Source organism: Rhodococcus jostii RHA1 (assembly GCF_000014565.1).
Classification (GTDB): Bacteria; Actinomycetota; Actinomycetes; order Mycobacteriales; family Mycobacteriaceae; genus Rhodococcus_F; species Rhodococcus_F jostii_A.
Genome location: NC_008268.1, coordinates 4,075,373 through 4,101,302, shown reverse-complemented (window position 1 = coordinate 4,101,302; position 25,930 = coordinate 4,075,373). Strand labels below are relative to the sequence as shown.

General features: G+C 67.3%; 31 protein-coding genes and 1 pseudogene. 22 read left to right on the top strand and 10 right to left on the bottom strand.

Going from position 1 to position 25,930, the window contains the following annotated elements; translation table 11 throughout:
• Positions 1–30 precede the first annotated feature (30 nt).
• Positions 31–540, bottom strand: a complete 510-nt coding sequence (locus RHA1_RS18925; protein WP_011596440.1) for a VOC family protein — start codon at positions 538–540, stop codon at positions 31–33.
• Between the two features lie 100 nt (positions 541–640).
• Here RHA1_RS18925 and RHA1_RS18920 point away from each other — a divergent pair, with 100 nt between their 5' ends.
• From RHA1_RS18920 to RHA1_RS18905, 4 genes are all read left to right on the top strand, one after another.
• Entirely contained in the window at positions 641–1,102 is a 462-nt protein-coding gene (locus RHA1_RS18920) for a MarR family winged helix-turn-helix transcriptional regulator (RefSeq protein ID WP_009476979.1), read from the top strand.
• Between the two features lie 17 nt (positions 1,103–1,119).
• Positions 1,120–1,596, top strand: coding sequence for a carboxymuconolactone decarboxylase family protein (locus tag RHA1_RS18915; RefSeq protein WP_011596438.1), 477 nt, complete (start codon positions 1,120–1,122; stop codon positions 1,594–1,596).
• Between the two features lie 123 nt (positions 1,597–1,719).
• A complete protein-coding gene (locus RHA1_RS18910; protein ID WP_011596437.1) occupies positions 1,720–2,274 on the top strand; it encodes a YceI family protein in 555 nt (184 codons plus the stop codon).
• A 166-nt stretch (positions 2,275–2,440) separates the two neighbouring features.
• On the top strand, positions 2,441–2,680 hold the full coding sequence (locus RHA1_RS18905) for a DUF6400 family protein (protein ID WP_005237803.1): 240 nt from the start codon (positions 2,441–2,443) through the stop codon (positions 2,678–2,680).
• A gap of 242 nt (positions 2,681–2,922) precedes the next feature.
• On the opposite strand, the gene RHA1_RS18900 is transcribed toward RHA1_RS18905, so the two are convergent.
• Positions 2,923–3,705 (bottom strand): IclR family transcriptional regulator, encoded by a 783-nt coding sequence (locus RHA1_RS18900; protein ID WP_011596436.1) that lies wholly within the window; start codon positions 3,703–3,705, stop codon positions 2,923–2,925.
• Between the two features lie 197 nt (positions 3,706–3,902).
• Here RHA1_RS18900 and RHA1_RS18895 point away from each other — a divergent pair, with 197 nt between their 5' ends.
• The 3 genes from RHA1_RS18895 to RHA1_RS18885 are packed head-to-tail and all read left to right on the top strand — an operon-like array spanning position 3,903 to position 6,561.
• Positions 3,903–4,670 (top strand): CoA transferase subunit A, encoded by a 768-nt coding sequence (locus RHA1_RS18895; RefSeq protein WP_016884572.1) that lies wholly within the window; start codon positions 3,903–3,905, stop codon positions 4,668–4,670.
• The gene (locus tag RHA1_RS18890) at positions 4,667–5,329 is read left to right on the top strand and encodes a 3-oxoacid CoA-transferase subunit B (protein WP_011596434.1); all 663 of its coding nucleotides are present in this window, start codon (positions 4,667–4,669) and stop codon (positions 5,327–5,329) included. Before RHA1_RS18895 ends, RHA1_RS18890 begins: the two co-directional genes overlap by 4 nt.
• A gap of 32 nt (positions 5,330–5,361) precedes the next feature.
• Complete coding sequence (locus RHA1_RS18885; protein ID WP_011596433.1) at positions 5,362–6,561, top strand: acetyl-CoA C-acetyltransferase; 1,200 nt, start codon at positions 5,362–5,364, stop codon at positions 6,559–6,561.
• A gap of 36 nt (positions 6,562–6,597) precedes the next feature.
• On the opposite strand, the gene RHA1_RS18880 is transcribed toward RHA1_RS18885, so the two are convergent.
• Together RHA1_RS18880 and RHA1_RS18875 are read right to left on the bottom strand one after the other, a co-directional pair.
• Positions 6,598–7,260, bottom strand: coding sequence for an enoyl-CoA hydratase-related protein (locus tag RHA1_RS18880; RefSeq protein ID WP_011596432.1), 663 nt, complete (start codon positions 7,258–7,260; stop codon positions 6,598–6,600).
• The gene (locus tag RHA1_RS18875; RefSeq protein ID WP_011596431.1) at positions 7,257–7,895 is read right to left on the bottom strand and encodes a TetR family transcriptional regulator; all 639 of its coding nucleotides are present in this window, start codon (positions 7,893–7,895) and stop codon (positions 7,257–7,259) included. Before RHA1_RS18875 ends, RHA1_RS18880 begins: the two co-directional genes overlap by 4 nt.
• A gap of 177 nt (positions 7,896–8,072) precedes the next feature.
• Here RHA1_RS18875 and RHA1_RS18870 point away from each other — a divergent pair, with 177 nt between their 5' ends.
• The 4 genes from RHA1_RS18870 to RHA1_RS18855 are packed head-to-tail and all read left to right on the top strand — an operon-like array spanning position 8,073 to position 12,084.
• Positions 8,073–9,491 (top strand): sugar porter family MFS transporter, encoded by a 1,419-nt coding sequence (locus tag RHA1_RS18870; protein ID WP_011596430.1) that lies wholly within the window; start codon positions 8,073–8,075, stop codon positions 9,489–9,491.
• Positions 9,492–9,528: 37 nt separating this feature from the next.
• A complete protein-coding gene (locus RHA1_RS18865; RefSeq protein ID WP_011596429.1) occupies positions 9,529–9,888 on the top strand; it encodes a universal stress protein in 360 nt (119 codons plus the stop codon).
• Between the two features lie 8 nt (positions 9,889–9,896).
• Complete coding sequence (locus tag RHA1_RS18860) at positions 9,897–11,081, top strand: Gfo/Idh/MocA family protein (protein WP_011596428.1); 1,185 nt, start codon at positions 9,897–9,899, stop codon at positions 11,079–11,081.
• 1 nt (position 11,082) lies between these two features.
• The gene (locus tag RHA1_RS18855) at positions 11,083–12,084 is read left to right on the top strand and encodes a Gfo/Idh/MocA family protein (protein WP_011596427.1); all 1,002 of its coding nucleotides are present in this window, start codon (positions 11,083–11,085) and stop codon (positions 12,082–12,084) included.
• A 6-nt stretch (positions 12,085–12,090) separates the two neighbouring features.
• On the opposite strand, the gene RHA1_RS18850 is transcribed toward RHA1_RS18855, so the two are convergent.
• The gene (locus RHA1_RS18850; RefSeq protein ID WP_050787328.1) at positions 12,091–12,762 is read right to left on the bottom strand and encodes a nucleoside/nucleotide kinase family protein; all 672 of its coding nucleotides are present in this window, start codon (positions 12,760–12,762) and stop codon (positions 12,091–12,093) included.
• 64 nt (positions 12,763–12,826) lie between these two features.
• The gene (locus RHA1_RS49500; RefSeq protein WP_011596425.1) at positions 12,827–13,051 is read right to left on the bottom strand and encodes a hypothetical protein; all 225 of its coding nucleotides are present in this window, start codon (positions 13,049–13,051) and stop codon (positions 12,827–12,829) included.
• Between the two features lie 13 nt (positions 13,052–13,064).
• On the opposite strand from RHA1_RS49500, the pseudogene RHA1_RS18840 reads away from it, so the two are divergent.
• From RHA1_RS18840 to RHA1_RS18815, 6 genes and pseudogenes are all read left to right on the top strand, one after another.
• Positions 13,065–13,328, top strand: a pseudogene (locus tag RHA1_RS18840) (exodeoxyribonuclease III); the annotation flags it as partial.
• A gap of 188 nt (positions 13,329–13,516) precedes the next feature.
• Entirely contained in the window at positions 13,517–14,332 is an 816-nt protein-coding gene (locus RHA1_RS18835) for an IclR family transcriptional regulator (protein ID WP_011596423.1), read from the top strand.
• A 48-nt stretch (positions 14,333–14,380) separates the two neighbouring features.
• Positions 14,381–15,175: a 2-keto-4-pentenoate hydratase gene (locus RHA1_RS18830; protein ID WP_016884579.1), complete on the top strand. Its 795-nt coding sequence runs from the start codon at positions 14,381–14,383 to the stop codon at positions 15,173–15,175.
• Positions 15,175–15,966, top strand: a complete 792-nt coding sequence (locus tag RHA1_RS18825) for a 2-keto-4-pentenoate hydratase (RefSeq protein ID WP_009476962.1) — start codon at positions 15,175–15,177, stop codon at positions 15,964–15,966. The genes RHA1_RS18830 and RHA1_RS18825 overlap by 1 nt, the downstream gene beginning before the upstream one ends.
• Positions 15,966–16,202, top strand: a complete 237-nt coding sequence (locus RHA1_RS18820) for a tautomerase family protein (protein ID WP_005572660.1) — start codon at positions 15,966–15,968, stop codon at positions 16,200–16,202. Before RHA1_RS18825 ends, RHA1_RS18820 begins: the two co-directional genes overlap by 1 nt.
• A 90-nt stretch (positions 16,203–16,292) precedes the next feature.
• Positions 16,293–17,561, top strand: a complete 1,269-nt coding sequence (locus RHA1_RS18815; protein WP_041811697.1) for an acyl-CoA dehydrogenase family protein — start codon at positions 16,293–16,295, stop codon at positions 17,559–17,561.
• A gap of 12 nt (positions 17,562–17,573) precedes the next feature.
• Here RHA1_RS18815 and RHA1_RS18810 read toward each other — a convergent pair whose 3' ends face one another.
• Complete coding sequence (locus tag RHA1_RS18810) at positions 17,574–18,596, bottom strand: AraC family transcriptional regulator (protein WP_011596420.1); 1,023 nt, start codon at positions 18,594–18,596, stop codon at positions 17,574–17,576.
• Between the two features lie 124 nt (positions 18,597–18,720).
• On the opposite strand from RHA1_RS18810, the gene RHA1_RS18805 reads away from it, so the two are divergent.
• The 3 genes from RHA1_RS18805 to RHA1_RS18795 are packed head-to-tail and all read left to right on the top strand — an operon-like array spanning position 18,721 to position 21,326.
• Positions 18,721–19,935, top strand: coding sequence for a cytochrome P450 (locus RHA1_RS18805; protein WP_011596419.1), 1,215 nt, complete (start codon positions 18,721–18,723; stop codon positions 19,933–19,935).
• A 3-nt stretch (positions 19,936–19,938) separates the two neighbouring features.
• A complete protein-coding gene (locus RHA1_RS18800; protein ID WP_011596418.1) occupies positions 19,939–20,967 on the top strand; it encodes an NADH:ubiquinone reductase (Na(+)-transporting) subunit F in 1,029 nt (342 codons plus the stop codon).
• Positions 20,964–21,326: an EthD family reductase gene (locus RHA1_RS18795; RefSeq protein ID WP_011596417.1), complete on the top strand. Its 363-nt coding sequence runs from the start codon at positions 20,964–20,966 to the stop codon at positions 21,324–21,326. Before RHA1_RS18800 ends, RHA1_RS18795 begins: the two co-directional genes overlap by 4 nt.
• A gap of 22 nt (positions 21,327–21,348) precedes the next feature.
• On the opposite strand, the gene RHA1_RS18790 is transcribed toward RHA1_RS18795, so the two are convergent.
• The gene (locus RHA1_RS18790; protein WP_011596416.1) at positions 21,349–22,356 is read right to left on the bottom strand and encodes an AraC family transcriptional regulator; all 1,008 of its coding nucleotides are present in this window, start codon (positions 22,354–22,356) and stop codon (positions 21,349–21,351) included.
• Positions 22,357–22,521: 165 nt separating this feature from the next.
• Here RHA1_RS18790 and RHA1_RS18785 point away from each other — a divergent pair, with 165 nt between their 5' ends.
• Complete coding sequence (locus RHA1_RS18785; protein ID WP_009476953.1) at positions 22,522–24,084, top strand: 4-hydroxyphenylacetate 3-hydroxylase family protein; 1,563 nt, start codon at positions 22,522–22,524, stop codon at positions 24,082–24,084.
• 27 nt (positions 24,085–24,111) lie between these two features.
• On the top strand, positions 24,112–24,642 hold the full coding sequence (nphA, locus tag RHA1_RS18780) for an NADH-dependent flavin reductase (RefSeq protein WP_011596415.1): 531 nt from the start codon (positions 24,112–24,114) through the stop codon (positions 24,640–24,642).
• A 66-nt stretch (positions 24,643–24,708) separates the two neighbouring features.
• Here the strand turns inward: nphA and RHA1_RS18775 are convergent, their stop codons facing one another.
• Together RHA1_RS18775 and RHA1_RS18770 are read right to left on the bottom strand one after the other, a co-directional pair.
• On the bottom strand, positions 24,709–25,128 hold the full coding sequence (locus RHA1_RS18775) for a tautomerase family protein (protein WP_011596414.1): 420 nt from the start codon (positions 25,126–25,128) through the stop codon (positions 24,709–24,711).
• A gap of 26 nt (positions 25,129–25,154) precedes the next feature.
• Positions 25,155–25,907 (bottom strand): SDR family NAD(P)-dependent oxidoreductase, encoded by a 753-nt coding sequence (locus RHA1_RS18770; protein ID WP_011596413.1) that lies wholly within the window; start codon positions 25,905–25,907, stop codon positions 25,155–25,157.
• Positions 25,908–25,930: the final 23 nt, after the last annotated feature.

Sequence of the window (25,930 nt, the reverse complement as noted above, 5' to 3'; positions counted from 1 at the left end):
TCAGAGCCAGGTTTCTCAGAGTCGGGCTTCTCACAGAACGTGTGAGCCGTACATTTCGCCGAGCGGGTCGGCGATGAGTTCGAGACGGGCACCGTCGGGGTCGCGGAAGTACATCGACACCTCACTGTGTTCGACGAGTTCGACGCTGGCGTCGATCAATTTCGTGCGCAGGTGCTCCCACCGGTCGGGTTCGACGCTGATCGCGATGTGGTGGAGTCCGCCGAGCACCTCCTGGTACGGGCCGACGTCCAGTCCGGGGAAGTCGAAGAACGCCAGCAGGTTGCCGTTGCCGATGTCGAAGAAGAAGTGCGACGAACCGGCGTAGTCCCGGTTCTCGATCAGCTCGGTGAGCGGAAACTCGAGCAGGTCTTGATAGAACCGGACGGTGCGCTCGACGTCACTGCTGATCAGCGCGGTGTGATGGAGTCCGCGGGCCGAGGACGCGGGCCTCGCCGCCACCGGCTTCAGATGCTCGGCGCGGATCCGGTCGCGTTGCTCCGCGAACCTCTGCGAACGCTCCTGCTCGTCTGTGGTGCCCATTGCCCTGCCCCTCTCCGCGGAGCGCAGTGATTGCGCTTTCAACTAAATTCAGATTACAGCAAGTCGTTGCGCTGTCAACTACTTGGGCTATGCTGGTGCCGTGGAACCGACCCGATGGCTCAGCGCCGACGAACAGAACACCTGGCGCGCCTACCTGGACGCCACACGCCTACTCCTGCAGGCGCTCGATCGGCAGCTCACCCGCGACGCCGGCATCTCGTTCACGGACTTCGAACTGCTCGTCGTGCTGTCGGAGGCGCCGCAGCGGCAATTGCGGATGCGCGAACTCGCCGACGCGGTCACCACCACCCGCAGCGGTGTGACCAGGGCGATCAGCCGGCTGGTCGACACCGGCTGGGTGCGCCGCGTCGAATGCGAGGACGACAAGCGGGGAACATTGGCCGAGCTGACCGACGCCGGGGCCGAGAAGCTCGCCGCCGCCAGCCCCGGACATGTCGCGGAGGTGCGCCGCAACATGTTCGACCTGCTCAGCCCCCGCGACGTCGGCATCCTCGGTCACGACTTCAGCGAAATGCGCACCCACCTGCTGGAAAACCCCTGAGCCCGGAAAGGTCGGCCATGAGCAGCACGGCACCCGAGAACGAGTACGTCCACATCGACAAGCAGAGTCCGGCCGTCTATCAGGCGCAGATCGCCGTCGCCAAGGCCGTCCGTCATGCGACCACCGAGGTCGGGATGGACCGGCGATTCGTCGAGTTGATCAACGTGCGTGTCTCCCAGATCAACCGCTGCGCGTACTGCCTGGACGTTCACGTGGCCGCAGTACTCGCGGCCGGCGAGACCCAGCAGCGACTCGCGGTTCTGCCCGCCTGGCGGGAGACGACCCTGTTCTCCGACCGGGAGGTCGCGGCGCTGACCCTGGCCGAATCGATCACGACCCTCCCGGACGCGCATACCCAGGAGGCCGATTACGCGTTCGCGCGGCAGTTCCTCTCCGACCCGGAGATCTCCACGGTGAGCTGGATCGCCGTCACCATGAACGCCTTCAACCGAATCTCCATCGTCAGCCGCCATCCGGTCCGGCCGAAGCAGTAATACCGCCGTTCACCAGCGTTTCGCAGAATTTAGTTGACTTCGCAACGACATCGGCCTAACGTAGTAGTTGCAGATTCAATTACCTCGATTTCGAGTGACCGTTCCACAGCCCAAGGAGTTCACATGACCACCGCCACCGCCACCCTGCCCGACCTCACCGCCGGAACCTGGGCCATCGACACCGTCCACTCCACCGTCGGCTTCTCCGTCCGCCACCTGATGGTCAGCAAGGTCCGCGGCACCTTCAACGACTTCACCGGCGCGATCACCATCGCCGAGGACGGCACCGCCGCCGTCACCGCCGAAATCCAGGTCGCGTCCATCGACACCAAGAACACCGACCGCGACGCCCACATCAAGTCCGCCGACTTCTTCGACGCCGAGCAGTACCCCACCGCCACCTTCACCTCCACCGCCGTCCGCGCCAAGGGCGACGACTACGTGGTCGAGGGCGAATTCACCCTCCACGGCGTCACCCGCCCCGTCGAGCTCGCCCTCGAGTTCAACGGCGTCAACCCCGGCATGGGCAACGGACCGGTCGCCGGCTTCGAAGCCACCACCGTCCTCAACCGCAAGGACTTCGGCATCACCATCGACATGCCCCTCGAAGGCGGCGGAGCCGTCGTCGGCGACAAGATCACCATCACCCTCGAGATCGAGGCCGGCCTGCAGGCCTGACCCCACCCGCACCACACGCCCCGTCATCCACCCGGATGACGGGGTGTTTCGTTGTTAATGCGACGCAACACTTTCGCTCGACGTGATCCAGGTCATTGTGATCTTGGGCGGGCTCGAGTGACCCTGGCCCCTTCGATGTAGGCGACTGCGAAACGAAGGTGACCACATGGGTAGCGACTCCGAACTCTCGTTCGCGCTCGACCTCACGCTGGACGAGGCGCGGCGGCGCACCGCTGTTCTCGAGGCGATCGGCGAGGACTGGGACCCCGTCGCCGTGCTCGCGGAGGAGGAGCGGGCGTACGACATGCTGTACTCCGGTCTCGACCCCGAGCAGCAGCGCATCTACGACGAGCTGGTCCAGGCGGGTGTGCTCCCGGATCGGACGGTGGGCCGTGTTACCGATTGATCCGACCGCGGACTTCTCCCGGCGCGCCTGGTTGCCCTGCCCCGGCTGCGATCACGGCTCGGACTGCCACGACTGCGGGTCCGGCCGCAATTGCGACCGGCATTGGCAGTACCTGCTGAGCAATCAGGGAACCAACGTCCATCTGCAGTGCCCCGACTGCACCCACCTGTGGAGTATCGACACCCGCCACGGGCGACCGCAGCGGCGGCGGAAGGCGGCGTAGGCGCCGGCCCGCGGCTCGGTCATCCCCGGCTCCGCGGCCTGTCGGCGAGCAGTTGGGTGAGCCGGTGCGCCTGGCGGAGGAGGAGTTCTCCCAGTTCGCGGCGGCGCTCCTCGCGGAACCGGCTCTCCACCCCCGTGATGCTCAGCGCCCAGGCCGGTGCTCCCTGGGCGTCGAAGACGGCGGCGCCCATCCCCCAGCTGCCCTCCACGAGCAGTCCGGGGTTGACGGCGTACCCGTTCAGGCGTGTCTCCGCGATGCGCTCGGCGATCTCGTCCCGCCGGTGCTGCGTTCCCCACTCGCCGGTGACGTCGGCGCGCGACAGGTAGTCGTCGATGTCGCGGTCCGGCAGGTGGGACAAGATGACCAGACCCGCCGACGCCACCCCGAGCGGTAGGCGGATGCCGACGTACAGCACGTGGGAGCGCAGCGGGAAGCTGCCCTCCTCGCTCGCGATGCAGACCGTTTCGTCGCCGCGGCGGGCGGACAGGAAGACACTCTCGCCGGTCTCGCGGGCGAGATCGCGCAGGATGTCGCGGGAGCGGTCCGTGATGTCGTACCGGCTGGCCGCGAGCGAGCCGAGCAGATACAGCTCGGGTCCCAGTGACCATTTCCCCGACTTCTGGTCGCGGTCCACCAGCCCCTCCTCGGCCAGCGAGACGAGGAGGCGATGCACGGTGGGGCGGGCGAGACCCGTCTCCCGCGCCAGGGCGGACGTCGAGGCTCCCGACGATTCGAGGGCGGCGATGGCCCGGAAGAGGGCTCCCACCCGCCGAATGACCTGCGGCCGCTGCGCGTCGTCCATGACCCCAGCATACGTTCACTGAGTGAACGCTCTTCGGCGCGACGTCCAAACCGCGAGCACTGTCCCCGAACCACTTGAAATGCATGCAGCTACCCCTTTTAGTGGAGCAGAGCTCATCGCACGAAGACGTTCACCAGGTGGACGATGTGATGCGGAAGACGGTATCGCCGGTACGGCGGCCAGGAGAAAGGATGCACATGGGATCGAGAGTGTTCGACACCCCGGAAGAAGCAGTCGCGGACGTGTCCGACGGCGCATCGATCGCCGTGGGCGGGTTCGGCCTGTGCGGAATCCCCGACTCGCTGATCCGCGCGCTCGCCGACTCCGGTGTCGGGAATCTCGAGGTCTTCTCCAACAATTGCGGTGTGGACGACCACGGACTCGGAATTCTGCTGGGCGCCCGCCAGATTCGGCGTGTCACCGCGTCGTACGTCGGCGAGAACAAGGAATTCGCCCGTCAGTACCTCTCCGGTGAACTCGAGGTGGAGCTGACCCCGCAGGGCACGCTGGCCGAACGCCTCCGCGCGGGTGGTGCGGGCATCCCCGCGTTCTTCACCCCCGCCGGTGTGGGAAGTCCCGTCGCCGACGGCGGACTGCCGTGGCGGTACGCCGCCGACGGTTCCGTCGCCCTCGCGTCGCCCCCGAAGGAAACACGCGTGTTCGGCGACAAACGCTACGTTCTCGAACTCGGCATCACCGCCGACTTCGCCCTGGTCCACGCACTGCGCGGCGACACCGCCGGCAACCTGGTATTCGACAAGTCGGCCCTGAACTTCAACCCCCTCGCGGCGATGGCCGGGAAGGTGACCATCGCGCAGGTCGAGGAACTCGTCCCCGCAGGCACCATCGATCCCGCCCAGGTGCATCTGCCGGGAGTCTTCGTTCAACGCATCGTCGAGACCGGCCCCCAGAACAAGCGGATCGAGAAGCGGACAGTCAGCAGCACGGAAGGAGCCACTCGATGACCGGCACCAACGGATGGACACGTGAGCAGATGGCCGCTCGCGCGGCCGCGGAGATGGTCGACGGCGAATACGTCAACCTCGGCATCGGGCTGCCGACGCTCATTCCCGGATACCTCGGCACCGACGTCACCGTGACCCTGCATTCGGAGAACGGGATCCTCGGGACCGGCCCCTATCCCACCGACGAGAACGTCGACCCCGACCTGATCAACGCCGGCAAGGAAACGGTCACCGTCAACGCCGGTGCCGCATTCTTCGACTCCGCGCTGTCGTTCGGCATGATCCGCGGCGGCCACATCGACACCGCCGTCCTCGGCGGTATGCAGGTCTCCCGCACCGGCGACCTCGCCAACTGGATGGTCCCCGGAAAGATGGTCAAGGGCATGGGCGGCGCGATGGACCTCGTGCACGGCGCGAGCCGCGTCATCGTTCTGATGGAACACACCGACCGGGACGGCAATCCCAAGATCATCGACGCCTGCACCCTGCCGCTGACCGGCCAGGGCGTCGTCAACCGCATCATCACCAACCTCGCCGTCATCGACGTGGTCGGCGACGGCACCCTCGCTCTCCGTGAGGTCGCTCCCGGCGTCACCGTCGACGAGGTCGTCGCCGCCACCGGAACCCCCCTCGAGATCCGCGAATCCGAACTTGTCTGAGCAACATTCGTCACGACACCAAGGACAATCCCATGACTTCTCCCGCCAGGTCCGTCATCGTCGCCGGAGCCCGGACCCCCGTCGGCCGGCTGACGGGTTCGCTCGCGTCACTCTCCGGATCCGATCTCGGTGGCATCGCCATCAAGGGCGCCCTCGACAAGGCCGGGGTGGCACCCGAACTGGTGGAGTACGTGATCATGGGGCAGGTCCTCACCGCCGGCGCCGGTCAGATCCCGGCCCGGCAGGCCGCGGTCAACGCGGGCATCCCGATGTCGGTGCCCGCCTTGACCGTCAACAAGGTGTGCCTGTCGGGTCTCGACGCCATCGCGCTCGCCGACCAGCTGATCCGCGCCGGCGAATTCGACGTCGTCGTCGCCGGGGGGCAGGAGTCGATGTCCCAGGCGCCGCACCTTCTCCCGAACTCGCGGAGCGGTTTCAAGTACGGCGACACCACCCTCGTCGACCACCTCGCCTACGACGGCCTGTACGACATCTTCACCGAGCAGGCGATGGGTGCGCTCACCGAGGACCGGAACGCGAACACCGACAAGATCGGTCGCGAAGAGCAGGACGCCTTCGCCGCCGCCTCGCATCAGCGCGCCGCGGCCGCGTGGAAGAACGGACTCTTCGACGACGAGGTCGTACCCGTCACCATCCCGCAGCGCCGGGGCGAGCCACTCGTGGTCACCGAGGACGAGGGCGTCCGCGCCGACACCACCGCCGCGTCGCTGTCGAAGCTGCGGCCCGCGTTCAGCAAGAACGGCACCGTCACCGCGGGTTCGGCGTCGCAGATCTCCGACGGCGCGGCCGCCGTCGTGGTGATGAGCAAGGCCAAGGCCGAGGAGCTGGGGCTCGAATGGCTCGCCGAGATCGGCGCCCACGGCGTCGTCGCCGGACCGGATTCGACACTCCAGCAGCAGCCCGCCAATGCCATCGACAAGGCCTGCACCCGTGAGGGACTCGACCCCTCGGCGCTCGATCTCGTCGAGATCAACGAGGCCTTCGCCGCCGTCGGCATCGAGTCGACCCGGCAACTCGGAGTCGACCCGTCGAAGGTCAACGTGAACGGCGGCGCCATCGCCATCGGGCACCCGCTCGGCATGTCGGGGGCACGGGTCGTTCTGCACCTCGCGCTCGAGCTGAAACGACGCGGCGGTGGAACCGGCGCCGCCGCTCTGTGCGGCGGCGGCGGACAGGGCGACGCCCTGATTCTCCACGTCCCGGGCGAGTGATCACCACTCTCGCACAGTAGGTTTCGCGTCACCGGGTCATGATCGGCCCGATGCGAGCGCGGCGACGGCCGGCGCGAACATGGTGGACTTGATCGCGCCGAGCGTGCCGGCGTCCTTCCCCGCGAGCGGCGCGATCAGGTCGACAGCGGCGCCGAGGACCGCCCCTTCGGGGGCGGTCCCGTCGACCAGCCCACTCGTCTGAGCGTCGGGGCCGCCGTAGCGGCGGCCGGTGGTCATGGCGGTGATCGCGGTCTGTGGTGTCAGCTTGGCCTGGATCAGCGCGGCCATTCCCGGGGTGAACGGAATGTGGATGTCGACCTCGGGGAAGCAGTAGTACCCGCGGTCGGACCGCATCACCCGGTAGTCGTGGGCGATTCCGAGCATGGCACCGGCGCCGAACGCGTGCCCGTTGACCGCGGCCACCGTCGGCAGCGGGAGCGTCAGAATCCGGCTGAACAGGGCCTGTACCCGCCCGACGTACCAGTCCCCACGGTCACCGTTGGCCATCAGCCAGTCCAGGTCGAGGCCGTTGGAGTAGAACTTCCCGGTGGCCGTGGTGACCAGGGCCTGCGCGCCGTGTTCGTGGGCGTCGTCGAGGAGCCGGTCGACGGTGTCGAGCCACTCGGGGGAGAAACGATTCTCGTCGTCGCCGAGGTCGAGGACGGCGATCGTGTCCCGGTAGGTCAGGGTGGCGGTCATCGGGAACCTTTCGTGTTGCTGTCGTGACGTTTCCCCGGGGGCGGGGGGTCGAGTGTGAGGACGGCGCGGACCGCCGTCTCCAGGCGCAGGCGCATGGCGTCGTCCGGTTTTCGCCGGGCGTGTAGCAGCAGACCGGTGGGGAGCCCGACGACGCACGCTTCGATCACTTCGACCGCGCGACCGTCCTTGCGCCCCCACAACGCGCGGGCCAATCGGACGAACAGTTCGACGAGGACGGAGTCGAGGCGCGACAACTCGGCGGCGACGCCCTCGGGGATCTCGGATCCGAGCAGTTCGTCGCGGCGGACGGTGAGAAGGAGCCGCGACGACCGCGGGAACCGCTCGGCGAAGACGGCCGGGGTGTCGGCGGCCGCGACGACGGCGTCCACGGGACCGCGCCCCAGAGCCGCCTCGACCGATTCCTGTTGCAGGTCGAGAAATCGGTGCGCCGCCCGCAACCAGGCGCGCCCGACCAGCCCTCCCCGCGAGCCGAATGCGTGGTAGATGGCCCCGTTCGACATCTCCGTGGCCGCGGCGACCGCACGCAGGGTCACCGCGCTCGGCCCGCCCTCCACGGCCAGCCGCTCGGCGGCATCGAGCGCGTCGTCGAGGTCGTGGACTCGTGGCCTGGGCATATCGCGAACAATAACAGATCATGCGTTCTATTACTCGCGGGTAGGGGGCCGCCGATCGCGCTGCGGGAACCGCCCGATGATTGGCTTGCCGTTGTGCCCCGAGTCACAATGGGTTAGCTTTGTTCGGACATAAATACATTACGTGTTCTGTACATGGAATACGTCGAGGAGATGTTCATGGCCAGCGATCTCACCCGAACTACCGCCCCGTCCCAGCATGCCGACGCCCCCGGGCGGCACTCGCACAGACTCGGCATCATCGCCGTGGTCGCCACCTTCGGCGGCCTGCTCTTCGGATACGACACCGGAGTCATCAACGGCGCACTCGAACCGCTCGAGGAAGACCTCCACCTCACCTCGTTCACCGAAGGCCTCGTGGTGAGCATCCTGATCTTCGGTGCCGCGATCGGCGCCCTGGTCGGCGGAAGGATGTCCGACCGGTTCGGACGCCGGCACAACATCCTGGTGCTCGCGATCATCTTCATGATCGGGACGATCGGCTGCGTGCTGTCCCCGACGTGGGAGGTGCTCGCACTGTTCCGCTTCATACTCGGCCTCGCCGTCGGCGGCGCATCCGCGACGGTGCCCGTCTACCTCTCCGAGATCTCCCCCACCGAACGGCGCGGCAGCGTGGTCTCCCGCAACGAAGTCATGATCGTCGTCGGACAGTTCGCCGCATTCGTGATCAACGCCGTCATCTTCAACATCTGGGGTGAGCACGAGAACGTTTGGCGTTTCATGCTTCTGGTCGCCGTCATTCCGGCCATCTTCCTGTTCGCCGGAATGCTGCGGATGCCGGAGAGCCCGCGCTGGCTGATGTCGCAGGATCGGCACGACGAAGCGCTCGCCGTGCTTCTCCAGGTTCGGTCCCCGGAGCGGGCACGTGCCGAACTGGAGGAAGTCCGGGCGCTCGCCGAGGAAGAGAAGCTCTCACAGACCGGCGGGGCCGCCGACCTGTCGGTGAAGTGGATTCGCCGCCTCATCTTCATCGGCGTCGGCCTCGGAGTGTTCCAGCAGGCCACCGGCATCAACTCGGTGATGTACTACGGCACCCAGCTGCTCGGCGACGCCGGATTCTCCTCGAACGCCGCCATCGTCGCGAACACCCTCAACGGCCTGTTCAGTGTGCTCGGCGTCCTCACCGGCGTCGCCCTGATCAACCGGATCGACCGTCGGAAGATGCTCATCGGCGGCTTCACCCTCACCACCACGTTCCACGTGCTCGTCGGCCTGTCCGCGTTCCTGCTGCCCGACGGCACCCTCAAGGCCTATCTGATCCTGACGTTCGTGGTGCTGTTCGTCTTCTCGATGCAGGCCACGATCGGTCCCCTGGTGTGGCTGATGCTGTCGGAGATCTTCCCGCTGAAGATCCGCAGCTTCGCCATCGGCGTCTGCATCTTCGCGCTGTGGATCGCCAACGCCGTTGTCGCGCTGCTCTTCCCGCCCGTCGTGACCGCACTGGGAATCGGTGCGACGTTCTTCATCTTCGCCGGCCTCGGCGTGCTGGCACTCGTCTTCATCAAAACCCAGGTTCCGGAAACCCGCGGCCGCTCGCTCGAGGAACTCGAAGACCAGTTCCGGCACGACTACTCGTGACCGTCGCCGCACCACGTCCCCCTGAAAGGTTGAACCCATGACATTGCTCGTAGCCGTGACCGACTCCTCCGAAGGATCACACGCCCTCCTCGCCGGCAAGAAGGAAGCCGCGATGCTGGGTACCGAGCTCCTGGTGGTGAACCTCTCCCTCACCGAACCCGAAGACGTGCACACGCTCGCGGACGACGGCGTGACCGTCCTCGACCGGATCGGCCGTGGAGACCGCGATCCCGCGACCGCCGTGCTCGACCTGCTCGACGAACGACCCGACATCGAACGCCTCGTGATCGGCGTCAAACGCCGCAGCGCGGTCGGCAAGGCGCTTCTCGGCAGCGTGAGCCAGCGCCTCATCCTGCAATCCCCGATCCCGGTCCTCGCGGTCAAAACCCCTCAGTAGGAGCCGAGTTGAGCAAGCAAGGGAGCCTGCGACTGGTCGCGGGCATGGTCGGCGGCGGGCAGGGCGCCGACATCGGCAAGACCCACCGCTACGCGATGCGTCTCGACGACCGGTACGACCTGCACGCGGGGGTCTTCGGGCGGGACGGCGCATCGTCGGCGCGGATCGCCGAGAGCCTCGGTGTGCCGGCCGAGCGCATCTATCGCGACTACCGGGAGATGGCAGAACGGGAATCCGCCCGCGAGGACGGCGTCGACGTGGTCGCCGTGACCACGCCGAACGACAGCCACTTCGACATCGCGCGCACATTCCTGGAGGCGGGCATCTCGGTGGTGTGCGAGAAGCCCCTCACGCCCGACTCGGCGTCGGCTGCGGAACTGGTCGCGATCGCCGAGTCCTCCGGTGCAATTCTCGCCGTCCCACACTGCTATTCGGCGTACGCGATGGTCCGGCACGCGGCCCGGATGGTGCGCGACGGCGACCTCGGCCGGATCCGATTCGCCGCGGTCGAGCACGCGTCCGGGTGGGCCGCGGCACCCGTCGAACTCGGCGAGCACCGGCAGGCACGATGGCGTACCGACCCGGGCGTCGCGGGATTCCCCAGCGTCGTCGGCGATCTCGGCACCCACGCCTTCCACCTCCTGCGGTACGTCACCGGACTCGAAGCCACCCGGGTGTCGGCCGAACTGGACACCCTCGTCCCCGGGCGGCGGGTGTTCGACAACGCCACCGTCCGCCTCACCCTCTCCAACGGGGCACCCGCGACACTGTGGGCGAGCATGGCCGCCACCGGCAACGAGCACGGCCTGCGGATCCGGGTGTTCGGCGACACCGCGAGCATCGAGTGGCGGCACGAGGACCCTCACCACCTGACGGTGCGCGACCTCGACGGCGGCACGACGACCCTCGCGCAGGGCATGCGCACGCTGACCGAGGACGCCGGCAGGCTCACCCGTCCCGGCCTGGGACATCCCGAAGGCTTCCTCGAGGCGTTCGCGAACTTCTACCGCGATCTCGCGGACGAACTCCGCGCCCGCCGCGACGACACCCCCACCACCCTCCGCGATCTGTCCTTCCCCACCGGACGCGACGGGCTGATCGGCGTCCAGTTCGTCGAGGCGACGGCCGCCTCCCACGCCGCCGACTCCGCCTGGGTCGTTCCCGCTTTCGCACACGACAAGGTCGGTATCTGACATGCAACGATTCGCCCTCATCGGCGCCGGATTCATCGGCGGAGTGCACGGCGACAACCTCGCCGCGCACCCCGATGTCGACCTGGCCCTCGTCTTCGACATCGACCTCGCTCGCGCGACCGACCTCGCCAAGCGGCACGGCAGCCGTGCGACCACCGATCTCGCGGAAGTCTTCGATCCCACGGCAATCGACGCCGTTTTCATCGCGTCGTCCAGCAACACGCACGCCGAGCACCTTCGCGCCGCGGCGACGGCGGGGATCCCGGCCCTGTGCGAGAAGCCGATCGATCTCGATCTCGCGCACGCCGTCGACATCGTGCGCTTCGCCGAGACCCGATCGTTGCGGGCGATGGTCGATTTCAACCGCCGCTTCGACCGCGACTACGCCGAACTGCAGCGGGTGGTCGCGTCCGGCGAGATCGGTTCGGTCGAGCTGATCCAGATGACCAGCCGCGGTCCGGCGATGCCGCCGCTCGAGTACATCGCGGTCTCGGGCGGGCAGATGCGTGACCAGACCGTCCACTTCTTCGACCTGGCCCGGTGGATCTCCGGGCTCGACCCCGAGTCCGTCTTCGCGACCGGTTCCACGCTCGCCGAACCCCGCCTCGCCGAGTACGGCGACGTCGACACGTCGGCGGTCACCCTGCGTCTGCCCGGCGGCGCGCTCGTCCAGATCGACTGCACCCGGAGGATCGGCTACGGCTACGACGAACGCATCGAGGTGCTCGGTTCGACGGGCATGGTCGAGGCGCGACGGCAGCGCGCCGGATCCGTCTCCCGGTACAGCGCGGGCCGCGTGGTCGACGACGGCTTGCACGCGGGATGGTTCGAACGGATCAGAGGCAGCTACCGCACCGCGCTCGACCACTTCGTCGACGCACTGGAGAACGGTGCCGCGATCGGCCCGACCCTGGCGGAGGGGTTGAAGGCGCAGGCGATCGCCGAGGCCGCGACCCGGTCACTCACCAGCGGCCGGATGGAACCGATCGAGTACCCGGCCTGAGACCGATCACACGGGGTCACCGAGCACGACGACGTCGGCGCGGGCACGGCCGGGCGCGACCAACGCGGTATTGCGTTCGTCGCTGCGCCGCACCCACTCTCGCGCGTCGCCGGGCGACTTGCCGAACCGGATGTGCCGTTCGACGAGCCGGGCGACGCGCTCCTCGTCGTCCGGGGCGAGGAACCATGCCTCGTCGAGCAGGTCGCGCACCCTCGCCCACGGCTGCTCGTCGAGGAGCAGGTAGTTTCCCTCGGTGATCACCAGCGGCACGTCCGGCGGGACGGCGATCGACCCGGCGTAGGACTCCTCGACGTCGCGGTGGAACTCCGGGGCGTACACCGTCTCGCCGTCGGGTTCACGTAGCCGGCGCAGCAGCGCCACGTAGCCGGCGGCGTCGAACGTGTCGGGTGCGCCCTTGCGCCCGGCCCGGCCGAGGCGGACCAGTTCCGCACCCGCCAGGTGGAATCCGTCCATCGGCACCACCACCGCGGACGGTCCCAGCGCCGCGAGCACCGCCGCGGCGACGGTGCTCTTACCCGAGCCGGGCGGTCCGGCGATACCGAGAATGCGGCGCTGACCCGAGTCGGCGAGCACGCGGGCGCGCGCGGTCAGTCCCGGCAGTCCACCTTCATACCGCACCGGACCGCCGGTCGTGCCCACTGCGTGCTCGTCGCCCATACGCAGACCGTAGCTCAGGCGACGTGGACCTCGGTGCCCTCCGCCTGTCGCCCGTCGCCCAATGTCACCGCCGAGCAATCAGATTGAACTGTTGTGACATGGGGCGAGCGGCACTGGCCTCACGTCCACGCCAGCCGTCAAGTTCGTCGTCCTCTGCCGTCAGCCGGACACCGGCCACGAATTCCTTGACCCCGCCGAAGGACGCCGGGGTTCGGGTCTGCAGGCGCAGCGATCTGACGACGGCCTCCCGCGGGTAGCAGCGGCCCCAACGGCCGGCGGATGTCCTCACCGTGGACGACCTGGAGCGTGAGTGGTTCGACTCCATCCTGTCGCCGCGCGCTCTCGTCGGCGTGGTCCGGCAGCACCATCCTGGCGTCGACGGTCCGTACTCGTGGTGGTCGTGGCTGGGGCAGGGGTTCGTGAACGACACCGGGTGGCGCATCGACTACCACCTCGCGACGCCGCGCCTGGCACAGGCTGCGGTCGCGGCCGGCACCGACCGGGAGCCCGCGGCCGACCGGCGGATGAGTGATCACGCTCCGGTCGTCGTTGACTACGACCTCTGATCGGGGAGATTCCCGGGTTCGGGAATTTGGCTAACCGCCCCATCGCGGGTGGTGCGCGTGCAGTCATCCATTCATGCGCTGGTGGTCATGGTGTGGTGGCCGCGTTCTTCCTAGTGTTTCAGATCACAGACGCTCAGCGAGGTGCACGTTCGCTTCCCGCGGAGCCGTGGGAAGAAAGGACGGACACCGTGGCGACACTGCAGACGGTCCAGAAGATCGGGCCGGTGCTGGACCTGTTCACCGCAGCGCAACCGGAATGGGGGGTCTCCGAGGTCGCCGCTGCCATCGACGTCCCCCGATCGAGTGCGCACGCCTTGCTGTCGAGTCTCGTCGAGACCGGACTGCTCCAGTGCCGCACGCGTGGTCGCTACCGGATCGGGTGGCGGGTGATCGAACTCGGCGAAACCCTGCGGGGCACCGTCGACGTGCGGTCCTGCGCCGCGCCGGTCATCGAGAACCTCGTCGAGCGGTACGGCGAAACCAGTCACCTCGCGGTGATGGAACGGTGGCACGTGCTGTACGTCGACAAGGTGGTCGGTACGCACAACATCACCGTGCAGGGTGCACGCGTCGGCGCCCGTCTCGAAGCACACTGCACAGCGGTGGGCAAGGTCCTCCTGGCGAGCCTCGAGGAGAACGAACTGCACCGGTACCTGGCCGGTCGCCAGTTGCGCAGGCACACGCCGTCGACGATCACGAATGCCGGGGCGCTGCTCGACGCGTTGTCGGTGGCGCGGTCTGCCGGCCACGCCTACGACCTCGGTGAAGCCGTCTCGGAGGTCCACTGCGTCGCCGCGCCGGTGCGTGACGACATGGGTTCCGTGGTGGCCGCGGTGAGCATGAGCATCCCGGTCAGCCGTTTCGTGCCCCGCCGCGTCGAGTTCACCCGTGCCGTCATGGCGGCAGCCCGCGACGTCTCGCACGCGGTCGCGAACACGAACCACGCCACACCCACCACGACCAGGGACGTTCCCGAATCGGGCCGGCCTGCGCTGGCCTCCTGACGTCCCGTCACCCGAAGTCCGAACCGAATGACACAGAGCAGAGGTGCCATGGATACCGTCGCACGTAAGGCCGCCGACCGGTTGCTGGAGGTGTACCGGACGGGCGAACCGATCGACCCGCTGACCCCGGAGCATCCCGACGCGTCGATCGAACTCGCTTATCGCATTCAGCAAGTGCAGGTCGAGGAGTGGACGCTCGGCGGCGACGTCGTGAAGGGGCACAAGGTGGGCCTCGCGTCGCGGGCCATTCAGCGGCAGATGGGGGTGAACCAACCCGACTTCGGACATCTGACTGCGAGCATGTTCCATCTCGAGCACCAGCCCATACCGGCGGGGCGGTTCCTCCAGCCGCGGATCGAGCCCGAGATCGCGTTCGTGCTGGGCCGGCCTCTGTCCGGACCGGGTGTCACCGTCGCCGAGGCGGTCCGGGCGGTCGACTTCGTCCTTCCCGCACTGGAGATCGTCGACTCGCGGATCCGGGACTGGAAGATCGGCATCTTCGACACCATCGCCGACAATGCGTCGTCGGGCGGCGTCATCCTGGGCAGCCGACCGGTCGCGCTCGACGCGGCGGACCTGCAACTGGCGGGGTGCACCCTCCACATCGGCGGTGAACTCGTCGCGACCGGCGCGGGCGGTGCCGTTCTCGGCTCGCCGCTCAACGCGCTCGTCTGGCTGGCGAACACTGTCGGCCCGATGGGCGTGACACTCGAACCGGGCCATGTCGTGCTTCCCGGCTCGATGACCAAGGCATTTCCGGTGAATCCGGGCGATTCGATCGTCGCGCAGATCAGTGGGCTCGGCAGTGTGACAGCCGTCCTCGGCACCAAGGAGGAACAGTGATGGGTACCGACGCATGGAGCGCAGCACTCGTGGCGGAGCGACTTTTACAGGCGGAAGAAAGTGCCACGGCCCAGACGTCCATCAAAGCTGAGTGGGAGAGCCTCGACCTCGCAACGGCCTACGCCGCGCAGGACATCGCCCTCGGCATCCGGGTGGCGCGCGGTGAGAAGGTCACCGGTGTGAAACTGGGGGTCACCTCGAAGGCCAAGCAGCGTCAGGTCGGTGTCGACGCACCGTCGACCGCGTGGCTGACCGACCGGATGATCCTCCCGATCGGGGAGACCGTGCCCCGCGACCGCCTGATCCAGGCGCGGGCCGAACCGGAGATCGCGTTCGTCATGGGACGCCGACTCGAAGGTCCGGGCATCAGCGCAGCGACCGCCTTGGCCGCCGTGGATCACGTCGTGGGCGCGATCGAGATCATCGACAGCCGGTTCTCGGGCTACAAGTTCTCGATGATGGACGCGGTGGCCGACAACAACTCGTCCGGACGCTACGTCACCGGGCCGATCAGCCGGCGGCCCGAAGATCTCGACCTTGCGCTCGAGGCGTGCCTGCTCGAGGTCGACGGCGAAATCGTCGATTCGGCGACCGGTGCTGCGGTACACGGACATCCGGCCGAAGCGCTGGCGTTCGCCGCCAACACGCTCGCCGAACGGGGCCACGCCATCGAGGCCGGCTGGGTGGTGCTCACGGGAGGGATGACCGACGCGGTGCCGGTGGAGCCGGGCGCGCGGATTGCGGCGCACTTCACGAATCTGGGCACGATCACCGTGGCGGGAGGTCGCTGATGCCGATCATCGAGGTCACCATCGCCGAGGGCCGCAGCCCCGAGGAACTGCGCCTGCTGATCCACGAGCTCACCCACGCCGCTCACCGGGCGGTGGGGACGCCCGTCGCGAACGTCCGTGTGATCCTGCGCGAGACACCGAAGACGCACTTCGCGGCCGGCGACGTCACGCTCGCCGAGCGGGAGGAAGCGGCGAACATCCGGGTATCCGGAACGGCCGCCGACGTCGGCACCTGAGGAGTCGGGCATTGCGATTCGACGTCGAGGCGAAAACCGGACCCGGGTTACACAGGGAAGGCACGCATGCCGTCCGTCTCAGGAGATCCGATGCCCCCCAACAGTCCCGTCACCCTCGTCGCGGAGGCAGCGCCCGCCTCGCCCGCCGTCGCGCGCATGTCCGACGAGTTGTATCATGACCTGTTGTCCCCGAACGAGGTTCGCGACCTTCGTCTGCGGGTGCGCGACTTCGCCACCCGGGCGATCGAGCCCGTCGCGCATCGCATCGCCGGCGGCGACGAGCGGCTCGACGGCTTCCCACGTGACGCGTTCGAATCGATGGCGGCGGAGGGACTGTTCCGGATCCCGTTCCCGCCCGACGTCGGCGGCGACGGTCTGTCGCATCGCGCCACCGCGACCGCAGTCGCGGTGGAGGAATTGGCGTATTACTCCAACAGCGTCGCGGCCATCTACGACGTGCACTGCATCCTGGCGGGCACCGCGCTCGACCAGGGCACCGACGAGCAGCGACGCCGCTGGCTGCGGCCCCTCGTCGAGGGGGAGATCGTGGGAGCCTTCGCGACCAGCGAACCGGGTGCGTCCAGCGACCTGTCCCCCGACGCCGTGTCCACCGAAGCGACCCCGGACGGTGACGGCTGGATCCTCCGCGGCCGGAAACGGTGGATCACCAACTCCGTCGTCGCTTGTGTGGTGGTGGTGCTCGCACGCACCGGTGACGACCTCACGACCTTCATCGTGCCCACCAACGCGTCGGGCGTCACGATCGGAACCCCCGACCGAAAACTGGGGAACCGCGGGCAGATCACCGCCGATGTCAATCTCGACGACGTCCGCCTCGGGCCGGATTCGGTGCTCGGACGGGTCGGGGGTGGACTGCGCCTCGCGCTGCAGACCCTCACCTACGGGCGCATCGGGATCGGTGCCGCGGGCGTCGGAATGGCGCAGGCCGCATTCGATCGGACTGTCGCCCATCTGAAGTCGCGGCACGCCTTCGGGGGTTCGCTCGCCTCGAAACAGCACTGGCAGTTCGTGATGGCTGACTACGCCGCGGATCTGGAGTCCGCCCGCAGCCTGTATCTCAAAGCGGCACTGCGGCTCGACGCCGGCGAGCGATTCCCCGAACCCGAGGCGGTGATGGCGAAACTGCGGGGCACGGACCTGGCCGCGCGGATCGCCCGAGATGCCGTGCAGGCCTTCGGCGGACTCGGCTTCGTCCGGTCGCTCGGCGCCGACGACACCGAGGGTCCGGTGGAGGCCATCTACCGCGACAGCAAGATCGGCGAGATCTACGAGGGAGCCAACGAGATCCAACGGTGGGTGCTGGCGCGTCAGATCTTCGGGCGCGACCACACCGGCTAGAGCGAAGAAAACCTAACGGTCCGTACGTGAACCGCCTTTCCCGCTGTTCTGTTCACGGAAATGCGCGGGGCTGACGCCGAACCGCTTGCGGAATGCGCGGCTGAAGTGTGAGACGTCGCGGTAACCGACACGGTCGCTGATCTCGGCGACGGTCGAGTCGGTGTCGAGGAGCTGCCCTCGGGCGCGGTCGAGGCGCAATTGGTACAGCCATGTGCGTGGGGTGGTGCCGGTCAAGCTGAACAGTTTGTGGATGTAGCGCAGGGACATTCCGAGTTCGACACCGATCTCGGCCGTCGAGTGGTCGGGGTCGTGCAGATACCGCGTCATCGTCTGCTGCACCGTCCGGAGGTCGTCGTGGTGGACCCGTTTCGTCGCGGTCAGGGGGCGCGCCTGCTCGGTGAGGACAGAGGTGAGCAGCTCGACCGCGGACGCGGCCACGGATGCCGAAGACCCCACCGACAACCGGGCGTCGGTCGTTGCCATGTCGACGAGAAAACGGGAGACGAGGCCGCCCATCCCGGTCTGCCCGGAGATCCCCAGCCCGGCGACGCCCTCCATGGCCTCGGCGGAAAGCCGGGAGATCAATAGTTGGCGGGGTGCACGCAGGACGACCTGCTCGAATTCCGTCCGGCCGTCCACGACGAAGGGTGCGGCCGAGTCGAGGATCCCGAATGCTCCCTGCTCGAGGGTCGCACTCCGCGAATGCTGCTGGAGGGTGGCCGTCCCCCGAGTGATCAGACACAGCAGGTAGTCGTCGTTGGGGTCGGACCGGATCATCTCGGGCGTGCGCACGACCGTGTGCGGGTCTGCGTGCACCACACTCACGGTCAGGTCCCCGAAGGGCCGCACCGTCAATTCCGCGGCGAACCGGGCGTGTCTGTCGGGCCAGTCGACGTCCATCTCGCAGTAGGTGGAGTCGAGGGTGTCCGCCCAGCGCACGCGCCCTTCGGTCGACTCCAGCTCGCGCGTACTCAGCACCATCGACGCGGCGCTGTCGGTGCAGGCGGAGTCATCCTTCTGTGCACTGTCGGTCATGTTCGATCGCACCTCCGCATCATAGTGTTCCAGATCACAGGCACTCCCCGCGCGGACGATCCCCGAAAGGCTCCGGGCCGCGCTCACTTCGAATCTTGCGAACGACTTCAGAGGAGACAGCGCCATGACCACCAGCACCACGTGGATCGAATCGATCACCATGGAGGAACTCGACCGCGATCCGAACCCGATCTACGACCGGCTCCGGCGCGAGGCCCCGGTTGCGTTCGTACCCGCGGTAGGGATGCACGTCGTGGCGTCGCGCGACCTCTGTCTGCAGATCGCGCAGGATTCCGAGACCTGGTCCACGGTGATCGCGCCCTCGGGTGGACGAACCTTCGGGAAAGGTACCGTACTCGCCGCCAACGGTGAACAGCACGAGAAAATTCGTGAATGGATCGATCCCCAATTGCGGCCCAGTGCAGTGGACTCCTATGTAGAAGCGCTGGTCCGGCCGCAGGCGCGCAGCCTCCTGGAAGGGATCGAGGATCTGGGTGCCGCAGACATCCAGGAGGCCTACTTCGCGCCGATCAGTGTGCGTTCGGTTGGGGACCTGATGGGTCTCACCGAAATCCCTTCGGAGACATTGGTGCGCTGGTTCGAGACGCTGGCGCAGTCGTACGGGAACGCGGAAGTCGACGAGAACGGAAACTTCGCCAATCCCGGGCCGTTCGAGGCCGGTGACCGGGTGAAGGCCGAGATCGTCGCCGCTGTCGGCCCGATGCTCGACCACTGGACCGAACATCCCGACCACACCCTGATCTCGCACTGGCTGCACGACGGGATGCCCGACGGCCAGGTCCGCGACCGGTCCGAGATCTACCCGAACATCTACGTGTTCCTGCTCGGCGCCCTTCAGGAGCCCGGGCACGTCATGACGACCACCCTGGCAGGGCTATTCCAGCACCCCGACCAGCTCGAACGCGTCATCGACGACCCCACACTCATTCCGCGCGCCGTCAACGAGGGCGCGCGCTGGGTGGCCCCGATCTGGAGTGCCGCGGTGAAGGTCGCGGGCCGCGATGTCACCATCGGCGGCATCGACCTGCCGACGGGAACACCGGTCATGCTGGCATACGGTTCGGCCAATCGAGACGAGTCCGTCTGGGAGAACGCGGAGGCCTACGAGATCGACCGGCCCATCATGCCGCATCTGGCGTTCGGAGCGGGAAACCATGCTTGCGCCGGAACGTATCTCGGTACCGCGATCGTGCGGATCGCACTCGAGGCACTGTTCGAGACGATCCCGAACATCGAGCCCGATCCCGACCGCGCCCCGCAGTTCTGGGGATGGACGTTCCGCGGACCGCAGGGCCTGCACGTCACCTGGGAGGTCTGACCGATGGACCGTATGGTGACGGTGTCGGGGCAGGACGGGGCGTTCCCGGTCGCACCCGGCACGTCGGTCCTGGAAGCCGCCTTGCGGGCGAATCGCTGGCTTCCGCACGCCTGTTCACAAGGGACCTGTGGCACGTGCAAGATCCGGGTTCTCTGCGGGGAGGTCGACCACGGCGCCGCCGACGAGACCATCCTCTCCGCCGACGAACGCTCGTCGGGACTCGCGCTGGCCTGCCAGTCGAAACCGCACGGAGACCTGACCATCGCCCCCGTGAACGACGCCGACCCCGGCCGGCCGATGCACCCCCTCCGCGACTACACAGGCACAGTACGGGAACTGTCCGACATCGCTCGGCAGACCCGCAGGCTCGTCGTCGAACTCGACGAACCGATGGAGTTCGACGCCGGTCAGTACGCCGAACTGATCGTGCCGGGCTCCGGTGTCGCGCGCCAGTATTCGATGGCGAACCCGCCGTCCGAGCAACGGCTGCTCGAGTTCCACGTCCGGAATACGGCGGGCGGCCTCGCCACCGAGGGCTGGATCTTCGACTCACTCGCGGTGGGTGACCGCATCGATATGCGTGGACCGCTCGGCCAGTTCGGTGTCGTCGAACCCCGGGAGGAGCCGGCCATCCTGATCGGCGGAGGCACCGGGCTCGCACCGCTCAAATCGATTGTCCGGCATGCACTGGACCACGATCTGCTACCGGCGATTCACCTCTACCACGGTGGTCGCCGGGAAGCCGACCTCTACGACGTCGAGTGCTTCCGCGCGATGGAGGCGACCGATTCCCGATTCCACTATCATCCGGTCCTCAGTGAGGAGAACTGGGACGGGGCAACGGGAATGGTCACCGACGCCGTGCTGGGTGACTTCGCCAGTTGCCGTGGCCACAGCGCATACCTGTGCGGACCGCCCGCGATGGTCGTCGCCGCCGTCAAGGCCTTGAAACGCCGCCGCATGTCGCCGCGGTTGATCTTCAAGGAGGAGTTCACCGTGAACGCTCCGCGGCCGGCGGCCGAGGCCGTGTGATCCCACTGTCCCCCAACCCGACCTACGACGCCGAGAACAGGAATCTCATGTACCGAGTGAGCATCATTTACAACCCGCCGACCGACCCGGCGGAATTCGACGAGTACTACGCCACAAAACACCTGCCGCTGGTCCGGCAGGTGCCCGGGGTCGTCCGATTCGCCGCCGGCAAGTGTGAGACCCTCGACGGCACTACTCCCGCGGCGTACGCGCTCGCCGAGTTGTTCTTCGACTCCAAGGATGCCGCCGCGCAGGCTCTGTCGTCACCTGCTGGGCAGACGGCCGCCGGAGATCTCGCGAACTTCGCCACCGGTGGTGTCACGATGCTATTCAGCAACGAGGACACCGTTCTTCCCTGACCGTACTTGTTGGCGCAGCACATCACGAAACTCTGCGCGCGTGCTCCTTCCGGTACAGGCCGGGGCTCGAGCCGAAGGTGCTGCGGAACAACCGACTGAAATGGGACACGTCGCGGAAGCCGGCGCACTCGCTGACGTCGGCAACGGACAGATCCGTGGTGAGCAGGTACTTTCGCGCAGCCTCGAGGCGGGCCTGGTACAGCCAGGCCCGCGTCGTGGTGCCTTCCGCATTGAACAACTTGTGCACGGTGCGCAGCGACATACCCGCTGCCGCGGCGATGTCCGACAGCGTGATGTCGGCGTCGTGGAGATTCTGTTCGATCACCCGCTGAACTCGCCTGAGGTCCTCCGTGCGGTGCAGGTCTGCAGCGCTGGTCGCCAACAGGCCCTCGGTCAGGGCCGTGGCAAGCATGTCGACGGCGGAGGATGCGAAGGACACGGCAGCACCTTGCGACATCGGCGCGTCCATGTCCGCGATATCGACGAACAACCGACCGACCAGTCCGCCAGCCCCGGTGTCGCCGTGAATCGAGCGCGCCGTGCCGTGTTCGACGATTCGTCCCGGAAGGCGCGACGTGAGCACCTCGCGGGGGGATCGAACCACGACCTGTCGGAACGGGGCGGGTGAGTGGAACACGAACGGTGCGGCGCAGTCGAGGAGCGCGAAGGAACCCGGCTCCACCACCGTGGCCCGGCCGGACTGCCGGACCTCCACGCTTCCGTCCGTGACGAGGCAGACCAAATATCCCTCCCCCGAATCGGACTGGATCATCGCCGGCGATCGGACGACGGTGTGCGCGTCGGCCCGGATCGTGCTGACATGCAGATCACCGAACGGCCGCCCGCCCCACTCCGCGTCGAAGTGACGCCGAGGCTCCGGCCACGCCACGTCCGTCTCGCAGTAGAGCCGCTCCAGCGTGCTCGCCCACTGCATACGGCCCTCCCCGGTATCGAGCTCCCGTGTTCGCAGAGAGACGATCGCGGGCACGTCGGTGCGCGCGGAGTCATTCGATTGTTCGCGCTCAGCCATGTTCCACCACACCTCCGCCTAATAGTGTTCCAGATCACAGGAACTTGGCGTTCGGGTCAATATACCCCACCCCGTCGAGTACGACACCGACAGCGGTGACCGAGGCGCGCCGACGTCCTCGCCTTCCGAAACAGGTTCCTGCCCAACGAGACCAGGAGTGACTCCATGACCACATCAGCATTCGTCGACGATCGCGTCGGAGTTCCGAACGACGTCCGGCCCATGACGGGCGACGAGTACCTCGAGTCGCTGCGCGACGGCCGTGAGGTCTACTTCCGCGGGGAGCGCGTCGACGACGTCACCACCCATCCGGCTTTCCGTAACTCGGCGCGGTCGGTGGCGCGGATGTATGACGCACTGCACCAGCCGGAGGCGAAGGGCGTGCTGGCGGTGCCCACCGATACCGGAAACGGCGGCTTCACGCACCCCTTCTTCAAGACCGCTCGTAGTGCGGACGACCTGGTGCTCTCCCGTGACGCGATCGTGGCCTGGCAGCGTGAGGTGTACGGCTGGCTGGGCCGGTCGCCCGACTACAAGGCCTCGTTCCTCGGCACGCTGGGAGCCAACGCCGACTTCTACGGCCCGTACCGCGACAACGCCCTGCGCTGGTACAAGCACGCGCAGGAGCGGATGCTCTACCTCAACCACGCCATCGTCAATCCGCCGATCGACCGCGACAAGCCGGCCGACGAAACCGCCGACGTGTGCGTGCACGTCGTCGAGGAGACCGATGCGGGTCTGATCGTGTCCGGCGCGAAGGTCGTCGCGACGGGATCGGCGATCACTAACGCGAATTTCATCGCCCACTACGGACTGCCGCTGCGCAAGAAGGAATACGGCCTGATCTTCACGGTGCCGATGGATTCGCCAGGACTGAAGTTGTTCTGCCGCACCTCCTACGAGATGAACGCTGCGGTGATGGGCACGCCGTTCGACTATCCGTTGTCGAGCAGGTTCGACGAGAACGACGCGATCATGGTGTTCGACCGGGTGCTGGTGCCGTGGGAGAACGTCTTCGCCTACGACACCGACACCGCGAACGGCTTCGTCATGAAGTCGGGATTTCTCTCCCGCTTCATGTTCCACGGATGCGCTCGGCTCGCGGTGAAGCTCGACTTCATCGCCGGCTGTGTGATGAAGGGTGTGGAAATGACCGGCTCCGCGGGATTCCGCGGTGTGCAGATGCAGATCGGGGAGATCCTCAACTGGCGCGACATGTTCTGGGGGCTGTCCGACGCGATGGCCAAGTCACCCGAACAGTGGGTGAACGGCGCCGTCCAACCGAACCTGAACTACGGTCTCGCCTATCGCACCTTCATGGGTGTGGGGTACCCGCGGGTCAAGGAGATCATCCAGCAGGTGCTGGGCAGCGGGCTGATCTACCTGAACTCCCATGCGAGCGACTGGGCGAACCCGGCCATGCGTCCCTACCTCGACCAGTATGTCCGCGGATCGAACGGCGTCGCCGCGATCGACCGCGTCCAGTTGCTCAAGTTGCTGTGGGACGCCGTCGGCACCGAGTTCGGTGGGCGGCACGAACTCTACGAGCGCAATTACGGCGGCGATCACGAGGCCGTCCGCTTCCAGACGTTGTTCGCCTACCAGGCGACCGGACAGGATCTGGCGCTCAAGGGATTCGCCGAACAGTGCATGTCCGAGTACGACGTGGACGGCTGGACCCGGCCCGACCTGATCGGCAACGACGATCTGAGGATCGTCCGGGGCTGAGTGGAACCGACGACGAGGAGCGCAGCCATGACCGTGACAGTGGGCGAACTCGATCCCGAGGTGACGCCGCTACACCTGCGGAAGGCGCTGGGACGGTTCGCCAGCGGTGTCACCATCGTGACCACCGCCGAGTGTGAGGACGAGGACTCGGTGCACGGGATGACCGCCAATGCGTTCACCTCGGTGTCGCTGGACCCACCGCTGGTGCTCGTGTCCATCTCCACACGCGCGAAGATGGACACGAAGATCAGAGAGACCGGGACGTACGGCGTTTCGATTCTCGCCGGAGACCAGGAACCTGTGTCGTTGCACTTCGCGGGCGCGGCACACGAACCGGATCGGGTTCGGTTCGTGTGGCGCAGGGGCGTGCCGCTCCTCGAAGGCGCTCTGGTGCATCTCGCGTGCACCGTGGTCGCCTCGCACCCCGCGGGCGACCACACGCTGCACGTGGGCCGGGTCGAGCAACTCTGGTACGACGACGGGCACCCGCTCGTCTTCTACACCGGCAGTTTCCGGTCGCTGGAACTCCTCGGGCGCGACGAGCCCTGGGGGTTCTGAACCGAGTGCCGACGGCTGGGCGGCCGTGACGAATGTCGCGGCCGCCCATACGTATGTGTGGTGCACTCAGGGCACGGCCTGGGCACGAGCCGCGATCTCACCGGCACGAGTCGTGGCGGCCGCGGTCCCCGCGATCGTCCAGTTCGCCGGGTCGACTTCGATGATCTGTCCGCGCACGAGCGCACGCTGCGCACCGAGGATGTCGACGATCAGATCGGTGAACCGCGCCGCAAGTTCCTGACGTTGCGAGGCGGGGCGTCCGGCGAGCACGATCGCCGTGAAATAGGGCGCCGCGGGCGCGCCATCTGTAACGGTGGTTCTCGCGACGGCGACATCGTCGGGCCGGTATCGCACGATGAACGCCCTTACGCGGTCCATCGGTGAGTCGAGAACCTCGGAGTAGCACCGACTCGCGGCGGTGAGCAGTTCTCGGTGCTGCTCGGCGGTGTAGGCACCGTCAACGAGGTGGAAATGGGCGACAGGCATAGGTGACAATCCTTTTCGGGAGTCGGTCAGTGGATTCCGTGGCGGGTTCCGGCATCGACGTTGATCACCGAGCCGTGCAGCACCGCGGCCTCCGGAGCGAGCAGGGTCTCGACGATCCAGCCGATCTCCTGGAGCGTCGGCAGCCGACCGAGGCTGGTCTTGGCGCGGTAGCGGTTCCAGATCTTCTCCGGATCCTGCCCGGTTTCGGCGGATTCGGTTTCGACGAAGGCACGCAGCCTCGGAGTGACAACCGGTCCGGGAGCGATCGTGTGGGTGGTGACACCCTTCGGCCCGTAGAGGGCACTGAGTTGGCGCATGAGGTTGAAGACCGCCGCGTTCGCCGTGCCGGGCGCCGCATCGAGCGGACCCGGTTCGAGACCGAGGGAGCCGGCGATGGTGACGAAGCGGGAGCCGTCGACGAGATGGTCGCGGACGGCGTGCAGGAGGCGGACGAGCCCGCCCACCTTGATGTTCGTCGCCACGGCCAGATCGCCTGGTGGAATCGTGTCGACGGAACCCCGCACCGGGAGGCCGGCGGCGAACAGCGCCATCCGAACGGGCGAGTCGATACACGCAGAGATCGTGTCGATTGCAGTGTCGTCGGCGATGTCGGCCACGCACGGCGTGATCAGGTCGTCGGAGATCGCGAGCTTCTCGAGTTCGTCGCCTCTGCGGGCCACGGCCAGCACTCGCAGCCCGCGGCGGGCCAGTCGCAGGGTGATTTCGGTGCCCATCGCACCGGTCGCACCGACGACGACACAGAGGTCGGGTGTAGTCACAGTACAGTTCTCCTCGGTTCGGG